Source organism: Stenotrophomonas sp. CASM110 (genome assembly GCF_049384345.1).
Taxonomy (GTDB): domain Bacteria; phylum Pseudomonadota; class Gammaproteobacteria; order Xanthomonadales; family Xanthomonadaceae; genus Stenotrophomonas; species Stenotrophomonas muris.
The window spans coordinates 63,269-79,592 of record NZ_JBMRGI010000015.1; the positions used below are offsets into that span (position 1 = coordinate 63,269).

A 16,324-nucleotide genomic window follows, 5' to 3' on the forward strand; every position below is an offset into this window, starting at 1 on the left:
CTCCTCGTCGTGCGATCGAACGGGCCCCGCAAGGGGCCCGTTTTTTTTGGGCCCGCGCGCGCCGGCAGGCGGCCACAGGCACCAACGGGCCTGCGCAAAGATGCGCTACGCTTGCGCGCCTCTGGAACAGGAAACACCGTCATGAAGACTCCCTTGCGTACCCTGCTGGCCAGCGCCCTGCTGGCGGCCCCGCTGCTGGCCGGCGCCGCCCCGGCCACACTGACGCCCGAACAGGCTTTCGACCTGTACGCACGCGTGCTGCTGGAAGATGACGCCGTGGCGACCCGCGCGCTCAACGATGCACTGAAGCCGGCGTTCGAAGGCCAGGACGCGGTGACCCCGAACCCGGGTGCGCTGGCCAAGGCGCTGGCCGAACCGTGGCAGGTCGTGCTTGCCAGCACCGGCGCAAAGGCCGACGCGGCCGCCAGCGAAGCGCTGTATGCCAAGGCCCTGCGTGATTCGAAGTGCCGCGCCAGCAAGAGCGTGATTGAAGACAACGAGTACGTGGAAGACCAGAAGCTGGCGCGCATCACTTTCAGCTGCCAGGTGCCCGACCTCGGCAAGGTGCGCCCGCTGTTCGCCGCCAGCCTTGCAGCCGACGCCAGCCCGGCCGCGCGCAAGCAGTTCACCGACGCCTACACCCAGGCGCTGCAGAGCGGTGCGCGCGTGCCGGTCAGCGGCACCTTCACCCTGTACCCGGCCAAGGACAACGGCTACTGGTACAGCGGCAACTTCGACGATCTGGTGGGTACCGTGACCGGCGCGCTGGCACCGTTCGAGGACTGGATGCAGGACGCGCAGGCGGCCAGCGCACCGAGGGTGACCGGCGTACCCGGCTGTGACCTGCTGTTGCAGCAGCACCGCGCCTGCGTGGCGAAGATCGCGCCGGACCAGATCAGTGGCGTGGATGCCATGACCGAGGAACTGAAGGCCAAGGCCAAGGTGAAGTCAGCCGAAGACATGACGCAGGAATGCAAGGCACTGCGCCCGATCGCCGAGATGATGTGGACCGACGAATGCGCGTAAGTGCGATGTAACGCCGAGCCTACGCGCTGCCCAGCGTTGCCGACGGCAAGGGCAACTGCATTTTCAGAACCCTTGCATGGCCCTGCGCGGCCTGCATGGTCAATGCTGTTGCCCTCTTCCACCAGGGCAACCGCATGAAACACCGTATGACGTCGACCGCGCTCATGTTGCTGGCGCTGATGGTGTGCTGGCAGGCCGAAGCGTCCAGGTTCAAAGCCACGAAGATCATCGTCGTCCAACCCTCAGTCGCCTTCGAGTCAACGCAGCTGAGCGACAGGCACCTGGATGCGTGGATGAGTGAGGATGATCACTGCCGCGACTTCCTGATGTACCACGACCAGTGTGCCGTGCTGGTACTGCCGGATGAGTACGACGACGGTTTTACGCGTCGCCAGTTGCGGTTCAAGGCGAGGCAACTGCCGGGCGAGGCGCTCGGCGCGTACTGCCGCGACCTGCATGTGCTGTGGAAGCAGCAGTGGAAGGGCCAGTGCCCGGTCGGCGAAGAAGACGACGAAGCGGCCTGACGCCATGGGCGTAGCCCCCTGCCCTGCGTCATTCCTTCATGGGCGCAGCAGCAGCCTGTTGTCCTCGCCGACCTGGCGCTGGTCAACCACGCGCAGGCGACGCTGCTGGTCCATGGCATCGATGCCGAGGTCAGCCAGCAGCGGGCGGCCGTTGTCGCCCAGCAGCGTGGGCGCCTGATAGAGCAGAAGCTCATCGACCCAGCCACCGCGCAGCAGCGCACCGGCCAGTGTCGCGCCGGCTTCGGTGTGCACTTCGTTGATGCCGCGCTCGGCCAGCAGCGTCAGCACCGCGCCCAGGTCCAACCGCCCCTCTGCGCTGGGCACGCTGGCGAATTCGGCGTCGGCCGCGTCCGGTGCGCTCACCGCCGCAGCGTGCAGGTACAGCGTCGGTGCCCCGCCCTCGCGCACGCGGCTGCATTCGAGCGAGCGCAGGCGCGAATCCAGCACCACACGCAGTGGTGCCATCACTTCGGTATCGGCCAGGCGCACGGTCAGCATCGGGTCGTCGGCCAGCACCGTGTCGCCGCCGGTCAGGATCGCACCGGCGCGCGCGCGCCAGTGCTGCACGTCCTCGCGCGCGGCCGGCCCGGTGATCCACTTGGAACTGCCATCGGCCATCGCGGTACGGCCATCCAGGCTGGCGGCCAGCTTCACCCGCAACCACGGCCGATTGCGCTCCACGCGCGACAGGAAGCCCTTGTTGAGCTCGCGCGCCTGCGCCGCCATCAGCCCTTCGGCGACGTCGATGCCGGCATTGCGCAGCAGATCGAACCCACCGCCATCGACCTTGGGGAATGGATCACGCATCGCCGCGACCACGCGCGACACGCCGGCTTCGATCAAGGCCAGCGCACACGGTGGCGTGCGCCCGTAGTGGGCGCAGGGTTCCAGGGTGACGTAGGCGGTGGCACCGCGTGCTTCGGTGCCGGCCTCGCGCAGGGCGAACACTTCCGCATGCGGGCCACCGGCGCGCTGGTGCCAGCCCTGCCCGACCACGCGTTCGCCATGGGCGATCACGCAGCCGACCATCGGGTTGGGGCGGGTGGTATAGGCAGCGCGCTCGGCCAGGCGCAGCGCGTTGGCCATGTGCAGGTGGTCGAGGACGGAGAACGAAGTGGTCATGCAGCCATGGTAACGCCGCCGGTGTTGATCCATGCCGTCAGTGCCAACCAACGGTTGGCACCCACCAGTGAATGCGGCCACCGGTGCCCACCAAGGTTGGCACCCCCAAGGCAGAGGCAGTCAGCCCTTCTTCTTCTTGGTCAGGGCGATCACATCGCCCAGCAGCTGCAGCTGTTCGGTACTGGACGGCAGGTCGCGCTCGAGCTTCTCGATCTCCTCGCGGAAATCGGCCACGTCCTCGAAGCTGCGGTAGACCGAAGCGAAGCGCACGTAGCCGACATGATCGAGCTTGCGCAGTTCGTTCATCACGAACTCGCCGACCTTGATCGAGGGCACTTCGCGCTCGCCGCTGATGCGCAGCTGGTGAACCACCGCACGCACCGCTGCTTCGATCTTGTCTTCGGCCACCGCACGCTTCTGCAGCGCGCGGTCGAAGCCAGCGCGGACCTTGCGCTGGTCGAACGCCTCGCGGGTGCCATCGCTCTTGACGATGGCCGGCAGCTTCAGTTCGACCGTTTCCAGGGTGCTGAAGCGCTCGCCGCAGGCTTCACATTCACGCCGACGACGGATCGTCGCGCCGTCTTCAGAGACGCGCGAGTCGATGACCCGGGTATCGGCATGTTGGCAGAAGGGGCAGTGCATGGAACGCCTGGCTCAGGAAAGTACCTATTGCCACGGTCATGGCAGCGTCGCAAAGGTACCTGAGAAAGGGCGCAGCGGCAAATGCTGTCTGCGCGGAAGTACCTGCATTTCGGCCAACCAGAGCGTCCAGTGAGGTCAGCAGGACCAGACGTTCAACCAGGTGCCGACGGCACCGGGGCCGCGCGTGCCCAGCGCAGCCACGCCAGGTGCCCGGCCATCACCAGCAGCGGCGGGCCGAACCCAAGGAAGGCCAGGGTCGAGATTTCCCCATGCTTGAAGGTGAAGTACAACGCGGCGGCGACCACGGCCAACGCGGCCAGCACCCCCAGCGCAAGGCCGACCCAGGCGACAACCGGTGATTGGCGCAGGCCGGCAACACCGCGCCACAGGAACAGGCCGCTCAGCCACAACCACGACAGCAGGCCGATGATTCCAGCCGACGACCACAGCAGCAACCACGTGTGCTCGTCGCCCGTCAGGTACTTGCCGTCCCATACGACCATCAGCCCCAGCACGGCACCCGTGCCGCCGGCCTGCTGGTGGGCAGGCCCACCAGCAGGCCGGCGATCGCCATCCAGCGTTTGTGCAGACGCTCATCCATGCGTTCGATTTCCTTCCATGGGCCACGTCATGCGCGGCGTTTGATCCACACCAGCATCGCAGCCGGCACCAGCATCGACGGGCCCAGCAGCAACAAGCCGATGCCTTCGGCATGCACGGCGATGCCCCACCACAGCGCCAGCCCCAGCGGGGGCAAGGCGGCGAGACCGCCCGCCAGCAGCATCCACCACCAGAGGCGGTGCACGTGCAGCCCGGCACGCCCCTGCAGCAGAAAACCCGCGCTGAGCCACAACCAGGCCAGGCAACCGGCAATGCCGGCCAGGCCCCACAGCATCACCGTCACCGAGGCCAGCGTGCCATGACCGAACTGGCCCAGCCCCATCAGCAGCAGCATCGTCGCCGCCGCGCCGCCCATCACCAGGCTGGGCAGGCCAAACAGCACCGCCAGCGCGGTGTACAGGTACTTGAGGTGGCGCTCGTCCACGCGGGCCTACTCCTCTGATCGCGCCGGGCCGGATGGCTCGCCCAGGGCGTCAGCACGCAGCCGCAGGAGGATCAACGTACCGGTGGGCACCAACAGGGACGGCCCGGCGAACAGCCCGCTGAGCACGGACGAACCCAGCTCGGCGAAGTAATACAGCGCCATCGCCAGCAAGGGCAGGCCTGCCAGCACGCCCAGGCCCAACAGCAGCCACCAGCGGCGTGATGCCATGTGCAGCCCGCGTGAACCATCGCGCAGCCAGACGATGCTGAGTGCGACCCAGGCCACGAGGCCGGCGATCGCGCACGATCCCCACGCGAGCATGCCGGCGGCAAACCACAGGTTGTCCGCGTCCAGCGAGACCAGCCCGATCACGCCCATGACCACGGCGATGCAGGCGCCGGCACCGCCGAAGAACAGGCTGGGCAGGCCGAACAGCACCGCCAGTGCGATGTACAGGTACTTGAGGCGGCGCTCATCCATGCGCGGGATTCCTGATGACGGGGTCAGAGCCCTTCCCTGCGGGAAGGGATCCGACCCCTGCGTCGATCCGGAAGGCGGGGTCGGATCCCTTTCCGCCAGGAAAGGGCTCTGCCCCCACTCTCCGATCAGCCGTAGACCGGGTACTTGCGGCACTGCGCGCTGACGGCGTCGCGCACGCGGGCGATGACCGCGTCATCGTTCGGTGCGTCGAGCACGTCGGCGATCCAGTTGGCCAGATCCACGCAGTCCTGTTCGACGTAGCCACGGGTGGTCACCGCCGGCGTACCCAGGCGCAGGCCCGAGGTCACGAACGGCGAACGCGGGTCGTTCGGCACCGAGTTCTTGTTGACGGTGATGTGGGCCTTGCCCAGCGCGGCTTCCGCGTCCTTGCCGGACACGTCCTTGCCGATCATGTCCACCAGCATCAGGTGGTTCTGGGTGCCGCCGGAGACGATCTTGTAGCCACGCGCGATCAGCGTATTGGCCATCGCCTGGGCGTTCTTCACCACCTGCTGCTGGTAGGCCTTGAAGCCCGGCTCCAGCGCTTCCTTGAAGGCCACGGCCTTGCCGGCGATGACGTGCATCAGCGGACCGCCCTGGATGCCCGGGAACACGATCGACTGCAGCTTCTTGACCAGGTCTTCGTCGGCGCCCTTGGCGATGATGATGCCGCCGCGCGGGCCGCGCAGGGTCTTGTGGGTGGTCGAGGTGACCACGTGGGCGTGTTCCAGCGGGCTCGGGTAGACGCCTGCGGCGACCAGGCCGGCGACGTGGGCCATGTCGACGAACAGGTAGGCGCCGACCTTGTCGGCGATGGCGCGGAAGCGCGCCCAGTCGATCACCTGCGAGTAGGCCGAGAAGCCGGCCACGACCATCTTCGGCTTGTGCTCCAGGGCCAGGCGCTCGACTTCGTCATAGTCGATCAGGCCCTGGTCGTTGACGCCGTACTGCACGGCGTTGAACAGCTTGCCCGAGGCATTGACCTTGGCGCCGTGGGTGAGGTGGCCGCCGTGGGCCAGGCTCATGCCGAGGATGGTGTCACCCGGCTGCAGCAGGGCGAAGTACACGGCCTGGTTGGCCTGCGAACCGCTGTGCGGCTGCACGTTGGCATAGTCCGCATCGAACAGCTGCTTCAGGCGGTCGATCGCCAGCTGCTCGGCGATGTCCACGTATTCGCAGCCACCGTAGTAGCGCTTGCCCGGGTAGCCTTCGGCGTACTTGTTGGTCAGCTGGCTGCCCTGCGCTTCCATCACCGCCGGGCTGGTGTAGTTCTCGCTGGCGATCAGCTCGACGTGGTCTTCCTGGCGCTGGGTCTCAGCGGCGATGGCCTTGGCCAGTTCGGGATCGTAGGATTCGATGCGGACGTCACGCGGGAACATCGGGTACTCCAGCAGGCAGGGAAAAGGGGTACGGCTCAGCCCTCGATTGTAGCTCCGCACTGGCCCGCTGGGGCCGAAACGGACGGGGCCGGCATCCCCGAAGGAATCCGGCCCCGTATGGTTTCGATCGATAGTTGTGGGGTCAGAGCCCTTTCCGTTGGAAAGGGATCCGACCCCGGCCGCGATCCTCAGCGACTGAGCACGTACTGGGCGATCACACCGGTGGCGATGGCCACCAGCAGCATGTTGCCGCGATCATCCCGGATCCACTGATGGCCGTACGGCGGGCGGCGCAGGTTGTAGCGCGGGTAGTCGTTCACCACGTAGACCGGGCCGCGGTAGTAGTCGCGGTAGCGGTGGCCGACCTTCCAGCCATAGCCCGGGCCATAGGCCGGGCGATAGACCACGCGCGGCGGTGCCGGGCGGTAGTAGCGATCATGGTCACGGTGCCAGTCGCGGCGGTCGCGTTCCCAGTCGCGCCGGGCCTCGCGGCGGTCGCGCTCCCAGTCGCGGCGGTCCTGTCGCCACTCACGGCGATCCTCGCGCCACTCGCGGCGGTCGTGGTCGCGGCGATGGTCGTTGTCGGCGAAGGCCGGGGTCACGGCGCCCAGCGCCAGCACAGAGGCCACGGCGCCGGCCATTACTCGATTGATGCGCATGTCAGACCTCTGCTTGGGTGGGTGGTGAGCCCATATTGCGCAACCGATCTGAACCGTTTCCGGCTGGAAACGCTTCCCGCTGCAGGACTGTGACGGAGTATTCAGGCCACGGCCAGCCTGCGCGGCTCCGGCCGGGCGCGGGCCGGAACCGGTTCCGGCTATAATTGGCGGTATTCCATTCCAGTCTGTGCCCGCTGCCGCAACGGGATGTTCCCGTGACGGGTCGGGCGCAGGGCCGCGCCTACGGAGACCGCATGTCCTCGCAATACATCTACACCATGAACCGCGTGTCCAAGGTGGTCCCGCCCAAGCGGCAGATCATCAAGGACATTTCCCTGTCCTTCTTCCCGGGCGCGAAGATCGGCCTGCTGGGCCTGAACGGCGCCGGCAAGTCCACCGTGCTGAAGATCATGGCCGGCGTGGACACCGATTTCGAGGGTGAAGCCCGCCCGCAGCCCGGTATCAAGGTCGGTTACCTGGCGCAGGAACCGGAACTGGACCCGAACAAGACCGTGCGCGAGTCGGTCGAGGAAGGCGTGGGCGAAGTGCTGCAGGCCCAGGCCGCGCTGGAGGCGGTGTACGCCGCCTACGCCGAGGAAGGCGCCGACTTCGACGCGCTGGCCAAGGAACAGGAGCGCCTGGAGGCGATCCTGGCCGCTGGCGACGCGCATACCCTGGAAAACCAGCTGGACGTGGCTGCCGATGCGCTGCGCCTGCCGCCGTGGGATGCCAAGATCGCCAACCTGTCCGGCGGTGAAAAGCGCCGCGTCGCACTGTGCCGCCTGCTGCTGCAGAAGCCGGACATGCTGCTGCTCGACGAACCGACCAACCACCTCGACGCCGAGTCGGTGGAATGGCTGGAACAGTTCCTGGCGCGCTATACCGGCACCGTGGTGGCCGTCACCCACGATCGCTACTTCCTGGACAACGCCGCCGAGTGGATCCTGGAACTGGACCGCGGCCGCGGCATTCCGTGGAAGGGCAACTACACCGAATGGCTGGTGCAGAAGGATGAGCGCCTGAAGCAGGAAGAGAACCAGGAAAAGGCCCGCCAGAAGGCGATCCAGAAGGAACTGGAGTGGTCGCGCCAGAACGCCAAGGGCGGCCGCTCCAAGGGCAAGGCCCGTCTGGCCCGCCTGGAAGAGCTGCAGTCGCAGGATTACCAGAAGCGCAACGAGACCAACGAAATCTTCATCCCGCCGGGCGAGCGCCTGGGCAACATGGTGATGGAGTTCAAGAACGTCTCCAAGAAGTTCGGCGACCGCCTGCTGATCGACAACCTGTCGATGCTGATTCCGCCGGGCGCGATCGTCGGCATCATCGGCCCGAACGGCGCCGGCAAGTCGACGCTGTTCAAGATGATCACCGGGCAGGAGAAGCCGGATTCGGGCGAGATCGTGATCGGCCCGACCGTGCAGCTGTCCTACGTGGACCAGAGCCGCGACAAGCTGGAAGGCAACCACAACGTCTTCCAGGAAATCGCCGGTGGCCTGGACATCCTCAACATCAACGGCATCGAGATCCAGTCGCGCGCCTACATCGGCCGCTTCAACTTCAAGGGCCAGGACCAGCAGAAGATGGTCGGCTCGCTGTCCGGTGGTGAGCGTGGCCGCCTGCACATGGCCAAGACCCTGCTGCAGGGCGGCAACGTGCTGCTGCTCGACGAACCGTCCAACGACCTGGACATCGAAACGCTGCGTGCGCTGGAAGACGCGCTGCTGGAGTTCCCGGGCAACACCTTCGTGATCTCGCACGACCGCTGGTTCCTGGACCGCATCGCCACGCACATCATCGCTTTCGAAGGCGACTCGCACGTGGAGTTCTTCCAGGGCAACTACCGCGAGTACGAGGAAGACAAGAAGCGTCGCATGGGCGACGATGCCGCGCCGAAGCGCCTGCGCTTCAAGGCGCTGAAGTAAGAAAGGAAGAACGGCCGCGCTCTGCGCGGCCGTTCTGCATTCGGGTAGGTCACGACCGTTGGTCGTGACACCTTATTGTTGCGAGACGCCCCATGTCCCTGTTCGAACGCCTGTTCCAGCTGCAGCAGCACGGCACCACCGTGCGCACCGAGCTGCTGGCCGGTGTCACAACCTTCCTGACGATGTCCTACATCGTCTTCGTCAACCCCGAGATCCTCGGCACCACCGGCATGGATGCGGGTGCGGTGTTCGTGGCCACCTGCCTGGCCGCGGCGCTGGGTTCGGCGGTGATGGCGCTGGCGGCCAACTTCCCGGTCGGCATGGCACCGGGCATGGGCCTGAACGCGTTCTTCGCCTTCACCGTGGTCGGTGCCGCCGGCCTGCCGTGGCAGCAGGCACTGGGCGCGGTATTCATCTCCGGCCTGGTGTTCCTGGTGCTGTCGCTGACCGGTGTGCGGGCGTGGCTGGTGTCGGGCATTCCTTCGTCGCTGCGCTCGGCGATCGTGGCCGGCATCGGCCTGTTCCTGGCGATCATCGCGCTGCAGAAGTCCGGCGTGATCGTCGGCAATGAAGACACGCTGGTGGCGCTGGGCCCGTTGAATACGGCGCCGCCGCTGCTGGCACTGGCCGGCTTCCTGCTGATCGCGGTGCTGGAAGCGCGCCGTATCCGTGGCGCGATCCTGATCGGGATCCTGGCGGTGACCGGCGCGGGCTGGGCATTGGGCGACGTGCAGTACCAGGGCCTGGTCTCGCTGCCGCCGAGCCTGGCGCCGACCTTCCTGCAGCTGGACCTGCCGGGCCTGCTGCACCACAACGGTGGCGCGCCGATCGCCGTGTTGCTGCAGGTGGTGCTGGTGTTCGTGCTGGTGGAAGTGTTCGATGCCACCGGCACCCTGTATGGCGTGGTCGGTCGCGCCGGACTGCTGAAACTGCCGGGCGCGCAGAAGCGTTTCGGCCGCGCGCTGCTGGCCGACAGCACGGCGATCGTGGCCGGTTCGCTGCTGGGCACCAGCAGCACTACCGCGTTCGCTGAAAGCGCCTCGGGCGTGCAGGTGGGCGGCCGCACCGGCCTGACTGCACTGGTGGTGTCGGCACTGTTCCTGGCCGCACTGCTGTTCTCGCCGCTGGCGGCGATGGTGCCCGGCTATGCCACCGCACCGGCGCTGCTGTTCGTGGCCGGCCTGATGCTGCGCGAACTGGTGGACGTGGACTGGAGCGACCTGACCGAATCGGTGCCGGCCGCACTGTGTGCCCTGGCGATGCCGTTCACCTACTCCATCGCGAATGGCCTGGCGTTTGGCTTCATCGCGTATGCGGCGCTGAAGGCCGGCACCGGCCGCTGGCGCGAAGTGCATCCGGCGGTGTGGCTGGTGGCGGTGCTGTTCGCGCTGCGCTACGCGTTGGAATAATCGGGGCGCGATGCCGGCCAGCGGCCGGCACTACCGGATGGTGATTCACCTGCCACCCGGGGCACGATGCCGGCCAGCGGCCGGCACCACCCGGCGCGGGATTCACCTCCCACCCACGGTGCTCTGGGATGATGCGGCCATGGTTCGGCCCGACCTTCCCACGGATCCGTCTTCGCCGTTGCGCCGCCGGTTGCTGCGCGCGGCAGTGCTGGCACCACTCGCCGCTACGCTCGCCACCCTGCCCGGCTGTTCGCTGCCGGTGCAGGTGGATGGCACCTTCCTGCAGCCCTGGCGCAGCCATCTGCAGTGGGGCCCGGCCGACTGGCAACGTTCCTTGAAGCTTGCCCATGCGCTGGGCTGCCGGCAGCTGGTGCTGCAGTGGACCGGCATCGTCGGTGGCAGCGATGGCGACTGGTCGCTGCCGGACAGCAGCCTGCAGCAGCTGTTCACCGCGGCCAGCGAGAACGACATCCGCATCCGCGTTGGCCTGCCCTTCCAGCAACGCTGGTGGCAGGCCATCGGCGCCGACGACGCCACGCTGCAGGCGTTCCTGGCCGACAGCCTGGCGCACGCGCGCAGCTGGTTGGCACAGTCGCCGTGGGCGCAGCAGCCCGCCTTCGGCGGCTGGTACCTGCCCTACGAACTGGAGCAGTTCCACTGGGCCGATCCGGCCCGCCAGCAATGGCTGGCGCAGTGGCTGCACGGGCTGGCGCAGGCCGCCAGCGCGCGCGGCGGTGACTGTGCGATCTCCTGCTACTTCAGCCGCCTGCAGACCGACGGCGACCTGGTCGCGCTGTGGCAGGCGGTGCTGGCACGGGCCGCGCTGCGGCCGATGGTGCAGGACGGCGTGGGGGTGGCCGGCGCCGGCAACGTGCAGCAGCTGCAACCGCTGCTCGGCCATTTCCGGGCACAGGGCATCGGGTTCGATGCGATCGTCGAACTGTTCCGCGAACTGCCCGGCAGCCCCGCCGACGGCAGCGCGTTCAAGGGCGAAACCGCAGATGCCGCGCGCATCCAGCGGCAGCTGGCGTGGGCGCACGACAGCGGTGCGCAGCACGTGCTGGTCTATGCACTGGAGCCGTGGCTGACCCAGGACACGCCGCAGGCCGCGGCGCTGCGACGACGTTGGGGCCTGCCTCAGTAGGAGAGGATGGCGGTGGCGAACAGGCCCTTGGCGCGCTGCGTATCACCGCCGCCGATCGCGAAGCGGTACTGCACGGTCAGGTCCAGGTAGGAACGCGGCGTGTTGTAGTGGTCTTCGCGGAACCAGTAGCGCACGCCCACGCCCGGCCCTGCGCCGAGTGACCAGCTACGCCGCGTATCGTTGAGTGCGAACGACTGCGCCGGGAACAGCGGGTAGCGGATGTCGCGCACGCGCGAGCGCTGGTCCAGCCAGTCCGCCCCCACCACCCCATACGGCGTGACCACCCAGTGGGTCTGCCCGGCACCAAAGCGGAAGCTGCGGCCGGCGCGCAGTTCACCGGCAGCGAACCACTGTTCGCGATGCAGGCGCCCGTTGGCATCGCCCACCCGGCGCACCGGCGTGCCATTGGCATCGAGTGCGTCGAGGGTGAAATGCGCGCTGTTGTCATCCCACGTGTAACCGCCCTGCGCGTAGCCACTGACCATCCACCACTGATTCACGTCGGTGCGCAGGTCGGTGCCGTGGTAATAGCCGTAGGTCAGGTAGGACATCCAGCCACCGGACCCGCTGGCCAGGCGGTAGCGGGCCAGTGTGCTGGCTTCCAGTGGCGGGTTGCGGGCCAGCTGCAGGCTGCATTGCACGGCCGCCGAAGCGGGGTAGACATCGCCCGTGCGGGTGGCGCTGCCGAGGAACTGGCGACGCTCGATGCCGGCGCTCAGGCCGGTCTGGCCGAAGGCGTAGCGCAGGCCGAACGAGGCGATGGTGGACGGCCAGCCGGTGGTGGAACGCGAGCGGCTGAGCCGTTCGGCGCGCGCGCGTGCATCGGGCGTCGATTCGCCGGTGCACGGGTCCACGGCGCGGATCGACTCGTAGGTGCCACCCTCGTCGTACAGGGTGTTGAGCAGCCGCGCGTAAAGCTCCAGCGTGCCGTGCTGGTCATTGAAAGCCGGCGGGCGCCAGAACGCTTCAAGCGTGCTGAACACCGAATCACCCGGCGTACTGATCGCCGCGCCGCCGACATTGGTCGCCGCCTGGCGCGCGCCACGGAAGCCGGCCGAGGCGATCACGCCCCACTCGCGCGAATAGTTGGCGATGGCATTGCGCACGTTGTGGCGCTGGTGCGCATCCAGTGGCAGCTCACCGGCATCGGCACGATCAATGGCCGTCCGCAGCAGGGTCACCGCCTGCGGGTGATCGCCGTTGGCCGCGCTGGCGTAGGCCTGGTCAAGCACCACGCCCTTTGGTGCCCTGCCGGTGGCCTCGGCGGCACGGAAGTCGGCCAGTGCGCGCGCCGGCTCGTGCGCCTTCTGGTTGAGGTAGCCGCGCTGCATCAGCGCCTCCGCATCGTCAGGGCGCTGTGCCAGCGCCGCATCCAGGCGCTGCCGTGCTTCGTCCTGCTGGCTGCGGTTGCCTGCCGCCAGCGTGGTGGTCAGCAGGCCGTGCAGGCTCGCGTCGTCCGGTGCGAGCTGCACGGCCTGCCGCGCCTCACCGATGGCCTCGGCATAGTCCCGGCGCGCGTAGGCCGCGTAGGCACGCTGTGCGGCACCACCGTCGCCCTGCAGGTCGGCCGGCATCAACTCGCAACGGTTGCCGCTGTCGCCAGACTGGCAGTGCTGGAACGGCGCCGGATAGGTCTGCGCGCTCAAACGCGGACGCTCGCGACTGGAACGGACCGCCTTGGCGCGCTGCTCGATGCCCTGCTGCAGCAGCTGCTGCGCGCGTGCATCGCTGGCATCTGCTGGCAATGCCGCGCGCAGCGGCGCCAGCAGTGCAGCCGCACGTGCGCGATCCCCAGCGGCCAGGGCCGCATCCACCGCCAGCAGGCGCACGTTGCGCTGCTGCGTCGTTGAGCCCGGCATGGCGAGCGCGGCGTCGAAGTCCTCGTTGGCGAGCAGGCTGTTGCCCTGGCGCTGGCGCAGGTAGCCGCGCATCACCCGCGCATTGAGATCCTGGCCGTCGGCCTGCAACGCCTGGTCGGCACTGCGCTCGGCGTCGGCCAGCTGCCCCTGCTGCAGCTGCGCGGTAATCAGCAGCAACCGGTACGTCGCCACCTCCGGTGCCAGCTCGACAGCGGCACGTGCCTGCGCAACGGCCGCGGCATCATCCTGCGTGGACAGCGACCGGTACGCCTGCTGGGCCTGCAGCAGCGCGCGCTGTCGATCCAGCGCCACGCGCCGTGCGCGCAATGCCTCGACATTCGGCGCGCCCAGCTGCAGCGCGGTGGCAATGGCGGCGTCGGCCTGTTCGGGCTGCTGCTGTGCCTCCAGCGCGGCCACCCACAGCATCGCCCAGGCGCCCTGCGTTGGCTGCTGCCGGAAGGCCTGCTCGGCCTTGCTGGCTGCCTCTCCCATCCGCCCGGCGTCATAGGCGGCGTAGGCCTCGGTGGCCAGCGCGTAGGCCTGCTGCCTGGCGCGGTCTGCGCCGCTGCCAGCCACGCGCGGTGGGGAGGGTGCACGCCCGCTCCTGGCATCCGGGGGCGTGCTGCGCGCAGCGGTGGCAGCGGCCAGCGCCGGCAACGCCGGATCCTTCAACCCCGCATCCAGTGCACGACGTGCCTGCTGCTGGGCCTCGGCACCCCGCCCCAGTTTCTGCAGCGCATAGATCTGCAACAGGCGCAGCCGCACCACGTCCGGGCGCAGCCGGATCGCTTCGGTGGACTGCCGGTAAGCCGCCGGGTAGTCACCGCGCTCATAGGCGGCAAACGCCTGCTCGGCGACGCGGTAGGCCGCACCGGACAACGGCAGTGCTGCATCGGCCTGGGCCAGCACCGGCGCGGCCGCCGTGGCCAGTGCCACGGCAATGACGGAGGACAGCAGCGTGGTCTTCATGCCGGCAAGGCTCCGGGAGGCGGCGACTGCAGCGCGGCCGCACGCCGGCGCTGTTCCTGCATGGCCTGGGCCACGGCGTCTTCGGTGGTGATGCCCTGCTTGACCAGGTAATCGCCGATGCGGCCGTCGCGCTGCGGCTTGTACGCGTCCAATGCGATCTCGAAGCGCGCGTGGTCGATCAGGCGCATCTCCACCAGCAGGTCGCCCAGCAGGGGCACGTTGTCCAGCTGCCAGTGCCGGTCGCCGCCGATCAGGCGCAGGCCTGCGTTGATTTCGCTTTCGCGGGCAATGCTCTGTTCGATGTGCTCGCTGCGGGTTTCCTGCTTCAGCAGCGCCAACGCTTCTTCGGGCAATGGGCTGGCCACGGCCAGCCGCAGGGTGCCCTGCTGGCGCGGTGGGAGCGGCAACATGCGCCATTGCACGCAGGCATCGGCACTGACCGGGAAGTGGCAGGCGCGCAGGTAGTCCACGTCGATCACCGCACGAGGCAGGTCGCCCTGGAAGGCGATCGCCTCGGCCAGCGTTTCATCATCCAGCCAACCCTGGGTGAGCAGGATGCGGCCCAGTGGCTGCTGCCGGCCGGCATGCTGCTGGTCCAGCGCCTGCTGCAGGCGCTCCGGCTCCACCGCCTGCCAGGTGGTCAACAGCTCGCCGAGCTGCTTGCGCGTCTGCACCAGCTGCGCCGCATCCGGGAAGTCGTGCATGGTCTTGTCCCAGACCATGCGCTTGCCGAACAGCAGGTAAGCCAGGAACACCTTCCACGCACGCGCGGTGGCCATGAAATTGATCATGTTGCCGACCACCATCCGCGGGATCGACATCAAGGCATGCTCCCAGCCGTACAGCCGGTTGACGAAGTAGAAGCGCTGCACGACGCGGGTGGCCAGCGCTGCGGTGGTCAGCAGCGCGACGTTCATCTGCCAGGTACCGGCCTGGAACACGCTGGGAAACTGCATCGTCCACACCCCGGACATCTTCAGCAGCCAGAACAGCAGCAGCTGCAGGAAGATGAGGTAGGCAATGATGCTGACGAACGAGGTGATGATGCCCTTGCGGTCGCGCGCCAGCAGGTACTTGGTGGCCAGCGAGCCACGCCAGCCCAGCGACTCCCAGCTCTGCAGGCCGATGCCCAGCACCCAGCGCGCCTTCTGCCGGTACGAGGCACGGAAGTTGTCGGGGAAGTACTCGCGCACGCACAGCGCCATCTGCTGGGTGCGCTCGCGCACCGGCCCCCAGCCGAACCAGGACGGGCGACGCACGCGGAACTGCACCGGGAAGCGGGCGAAGATCGACTGCATGCCCATCGCCGCCAGCCGCGCACCGACGTCATAGTCCTCGGTGAGGCTGTCGGTGTTGAAGGGCTGGTTGCCGGTCTGCGCGCTCAGCGCCAGCAGCGCGCGCCGCGAGAAGCAGGTACCGACGCCCGCCGATGGCACCATGCCGGAAACACTTTCACGCACGACCAGATCCTTGGCGTGCCATTCGGCGAATTCGTCCATGTAGACACCGGCAACCAGCTCATACCACTCGCGGTCCAGCGAGGTGACCGGCAGCTGGATCATGTCCTTGCGCGGCAGCAGGTAGTTGTAGAAGCGCAGTTCCATCGGATGCAGCACGTCCTCGCTATCGTGCAGGATCACCCCGGCGAACTCGATGTCGTGGCGCTTCTCGTAGTCGAAGATCGCCAGGATCAGCCAGTTCAGGCAGTCGGCCTTGCTGGTCGGCCCGTCGTGCGGCACTTCCACGCGGCGCAGTCGCTTGTAGCGGCGACGCATGCGCTCGACCTCATCGATGGTCTGCTGGTCGTTGGGATAGGTGCCGACGAACACGACGTACTCGCGGTAATCGAGCACGTTGATCATGTTCTCCACCATCTGCGCGATGACGTCGTACTCCATCCACGCCGGCACCATGATCGCCAGCGGCTGCTGCGGGCGCTGCAGCAGGTCGTCCTGGGTCAGCGGCCGGTAGGCATCGCGGCGCTTGATCGTGAGCGCGCGCCAGCTCTCGCGTACCCAGTACCAGACATCGATGAACAGGTCATCGAGGCTGGAGATCAGGATCAGCACGGCCACCGCCGCCGCCGTGGTTTCCAGGGCGGCGTAGTAGTTGGCCAGCTGGATGTTCCAGAACAGACCGTCCACGGT

The 16,324-nt window shown here is 67.9% G+C and carries 13 protein-coding genes and 1 pseudogene; 5 read left to right on the forward strand and 9 right to left on the reverse strand.

The window, feature by feature from the left end:
- The first annotated feature begins 141 nt into the window (after positions 1 to 141).
- Together VG561_RS14155 and VG561_RS14160 are read left to right on the forward strand one after the other, a co-directional pair.
- Complete coding sequence (locus VG561_RS14155; RefSeq protein ID WP_262093755.1) at positions 142 to 1,026, forward strand: hypothetical protein; 885 nt, start codon at positions 142 to 144, stop codon at positions 1,024 to 1,026.
- A 95-nt stretch (positions 1,027 to 1,121) separates the two neighbouring features.
- Positions 1,122 to 1,550 (forward strand): hypothetical protein, encoded by a 429-nt coding sequence (locus tag VG561_RS14160; RefSeq protein WP_080052962.1) that lies wholly within the window; start codon positions 1,122 to 1,124, stop codon positions 1,548 to 1,550.
- Positions 1,551 to 1,586: 36 nt separating this feature from the next.
- On the opposite strand, the gene ribD is transcribed toward VG561_RS14160, so the two are convergent.
- The 7 genes and pseudogenes from ribD to VG561_RS14195 all read right to left on the reverse strand — a co-directional run bounded on the left by ribD (position 1,587) and on the right by VG561_RS14195 (position 6,877).
- Positions 1,587 to 2,672, reverse strand: coding sequence for a bifunctional diaminohydroxyphosphoribosylaminopyrimidine deaminase/5-amino-6-(5-phosphoribosylamino)uracil reductase RibD (ribD, locus tag VG561_RS14165; protein WP_423179708.1), 1,086 nt, complete (start codon positions 2,670 to 2,672; stop codon positions 1,587 to 1,589).
- A gap of 120 nt (positions 2,673 to 2,792) precedes the next feature.
- Positions 2,793 to 3,314: a transcriptional regulator NrdR gene (nrdR, locus tag VG561_RS14170; protein ID WP_010481984.1), complete on the reverse strand. Its 522-nt coding sequence runs from the start codon at positions 3,312 to 3,314 to the stop codon at positions 2,793 to 2,795.
- A gap of 152 nt (positions 3,315 to 3,466) precedes the next feature.
- Positions 3,467 to 3,915, reverse strand: a pseudogene (locus tag VG561_RS14175) (hypothetical protein).
- 27 nt (positions 3,916 to 3,942) lie between these two features.
- Positions 3,943 to 4,359: a hypothetical protein gene (locus VG561_RS14180; RefSeq protein ID WP_329768661.1), complete on the reverse strand. Its 417-nt coding sequence runs from the start codon at positions 4,357 to 4,359 to the stop codon at positions 3,943 to 3,945.
- A 6-nt stretch (positions 4,360 to 4,365) separates the two neighbouring features.
- Entirely contained in the window at positions 4,366 to 4,839 is a 474-nt protein-coding gene (locus tag VG561_RS14185; protein WP_069118004.1) for a hypothetical protein, read from the reverse strand.
- 125 nt (positions 4,840 to 4,964) lie between these two features.
- Positions 4,965 to 6,218, reverse strand: coding sequence for a serine hydroxymethyltransferase (glyA, locus tag VG561_RS14190; RefSeq protein WP_014645914.1), 1,254 nt, complete (start codon positions 6,216 to 6,218; stop codon positions 4,965 to 4,967).
- A 188-nt stretch (positions 6,219 to 6,406) separates the two neighbouring features.
- A complete protein-coding gene (locus tag VG561_RS14195; RefSeq protein WP_049408719.1) occupies positions 6,407 to 6,877 on the reverse strand; it encodes an RcnB family protein in 471 nt (156 codons plus the stop codon).
- A gap of 254 nt (positions 6,878 to 7,131) precedes the next feature.
- Between VG561_RS14195 and ettA the strand changes: the two genes are divergently transcribed.
- The 3 genes from ettA to VG561_RS14210 all read left to right on the forward strand — a co-directional run bounded on the left by ettA (position 7,132) and on the right by VG561_RS14210 (position 11,349).
- The gene (ettA, locus tag VG561_RS14200) at positions 7,132 to 8,796 is read left to right on the forward strand and encodes an energy-dependent translational throttle protein EttA (RefSeq protein ID WP_005415249.1); all 1,665 of its coding nucleotides are present in this window, start codon (positions 7,132 to 7,134) and stop codon (positions 8,794 to 8,796) included.
- 92 nt (positions 8,797 to 8,888) lie between these two features.
- Positions 8,889 to 10,205 (forward strand): NCS2 family permease, encoded by a 1,317-nt coding sequence (locus tag VG561_RS14205; RefSeq protein ID WP_032962452.1) that lies wholly within the window; start codon positions 8,889 to 8,891, stop codon positions 10,203 to 10,205.
- Between the two features lie 139 nt (positions 10,206 to 10,344).
- Entirely contained in the window at positions 10,345 to 11,349 is a 1,005-nt protein-coding gene (locus VG561_RS14210) for a DUF4434 domain-containing protein (RefSeq protein WP_227864472.1), read from the forward strand.
- On the opposite strand, the gene VG561_RS14215 is transcribed toward VG561_RS14210, so the two are convergent.
- Both VG561_RS14215 and VG561_RS14220 read right to left on the reverse strand, forming a co-directional pair.
- Positions 11,343 to 14,177, reverse strand: coding sequence for an NfrA family protein (locus VG561_RS14215; protein WP_423179709.1), 2,835 nt, complete (start codon positions 14,175 to 14,177; stop codon positions 11,343 to 11,345). The genes VG561_RS14210 and VG561_RS14215 overlap by 7 nt on opposite strands.
- Positions 14,174 to 16,321: a glycosyl transferase family protein gene (locus VG561_RS14220; protein ID WP_197606345.1), complete on the reverse strand. Its 2,148-nt coding sequence runs from the start codon at positions 16,319 to 16,321 to the stop codon at positions 14,174 to 14,176. Before VG561_RS14220 ends, VG561_RS14215 begins: the two co-directional genes overlap by 4 nt.
- Positions 16,322 to 16,324: the final 3 nt, after the last annotated feature.

Coding starts and splice junctions, on each gene's coding strand:
- VG561_RS14195 (WP_049408719.1), bottom strand. CDS start 6,877: ATGCGCATCAATCGAGTAATGGCCGGCGCCGTGGCCTCTGTGCTGGCG.
- ettA (WP_005415249.1), top strand. CDS start 7,132: ATGTCCTCGCAATACATCTACACCATGAACCGCGTGTCCAAGGTGGTC.
- nrdR (WP_010481984.1), bottom strand. CDS start 3,314: ATGCACTGCCCCTTCTGCCAACATGCCGATACCCGGGTCATCGACTCG.
- VG561_RS14215 (WP_423179709.1), bottom strand. CDS start 14,177: ATGAAGACCACGCTGCTGTCCTCCGTCATTGCCGTGGCACTGGCCACG.
- glyA (WP_014645914.1), bottom strand. CDS start 6,218: ATGTTCCCGCGTGACGTCCGCATCGAATCCTACGATCCCGAACTGGCC.
- ribD (WP_423179708.1), bottom strand. CDS start 2,672: ATGACCACTTCGTTCTCCGTCCTCGACCACCTGCACATGGCCAACGCG.
- VG561_RS14160 (WP_080052962.1), top strand. CDS start 1,122: ATGGTCAATGCTGTTGCCCTCTTCCACCAGGGCAACCGCATGAAACAC.
- VG561_RS14155 (WP_262093755.1), top strand. CDS start 142: ATGAAGACTCCCTTGCGTACCCTGCTGGCCAGCGCCCTGCTGGCGGCC.
- VG561_RS14210 (WP_227864472.1), top strand. CDS start 10,345: ATGGTTCGGCCCGACCTTCCCACGGATCCGTCTTCGCCGTTGCGCCGC.
- VG561_RS14205 (WP_032962452.1), top strand. CDS start 8,889: ATGTCCCTGTTCGAACGCCTGTTCCAGCTGCAGCAGCACGGCACCACC.
- VG561_RS14185 (WP_069118004.1), bottom strand. CDS start 4,839: ATGGATGAGCGCCGCCTCAAGTACCTGTACATCGCACTGGCGGTGCTG.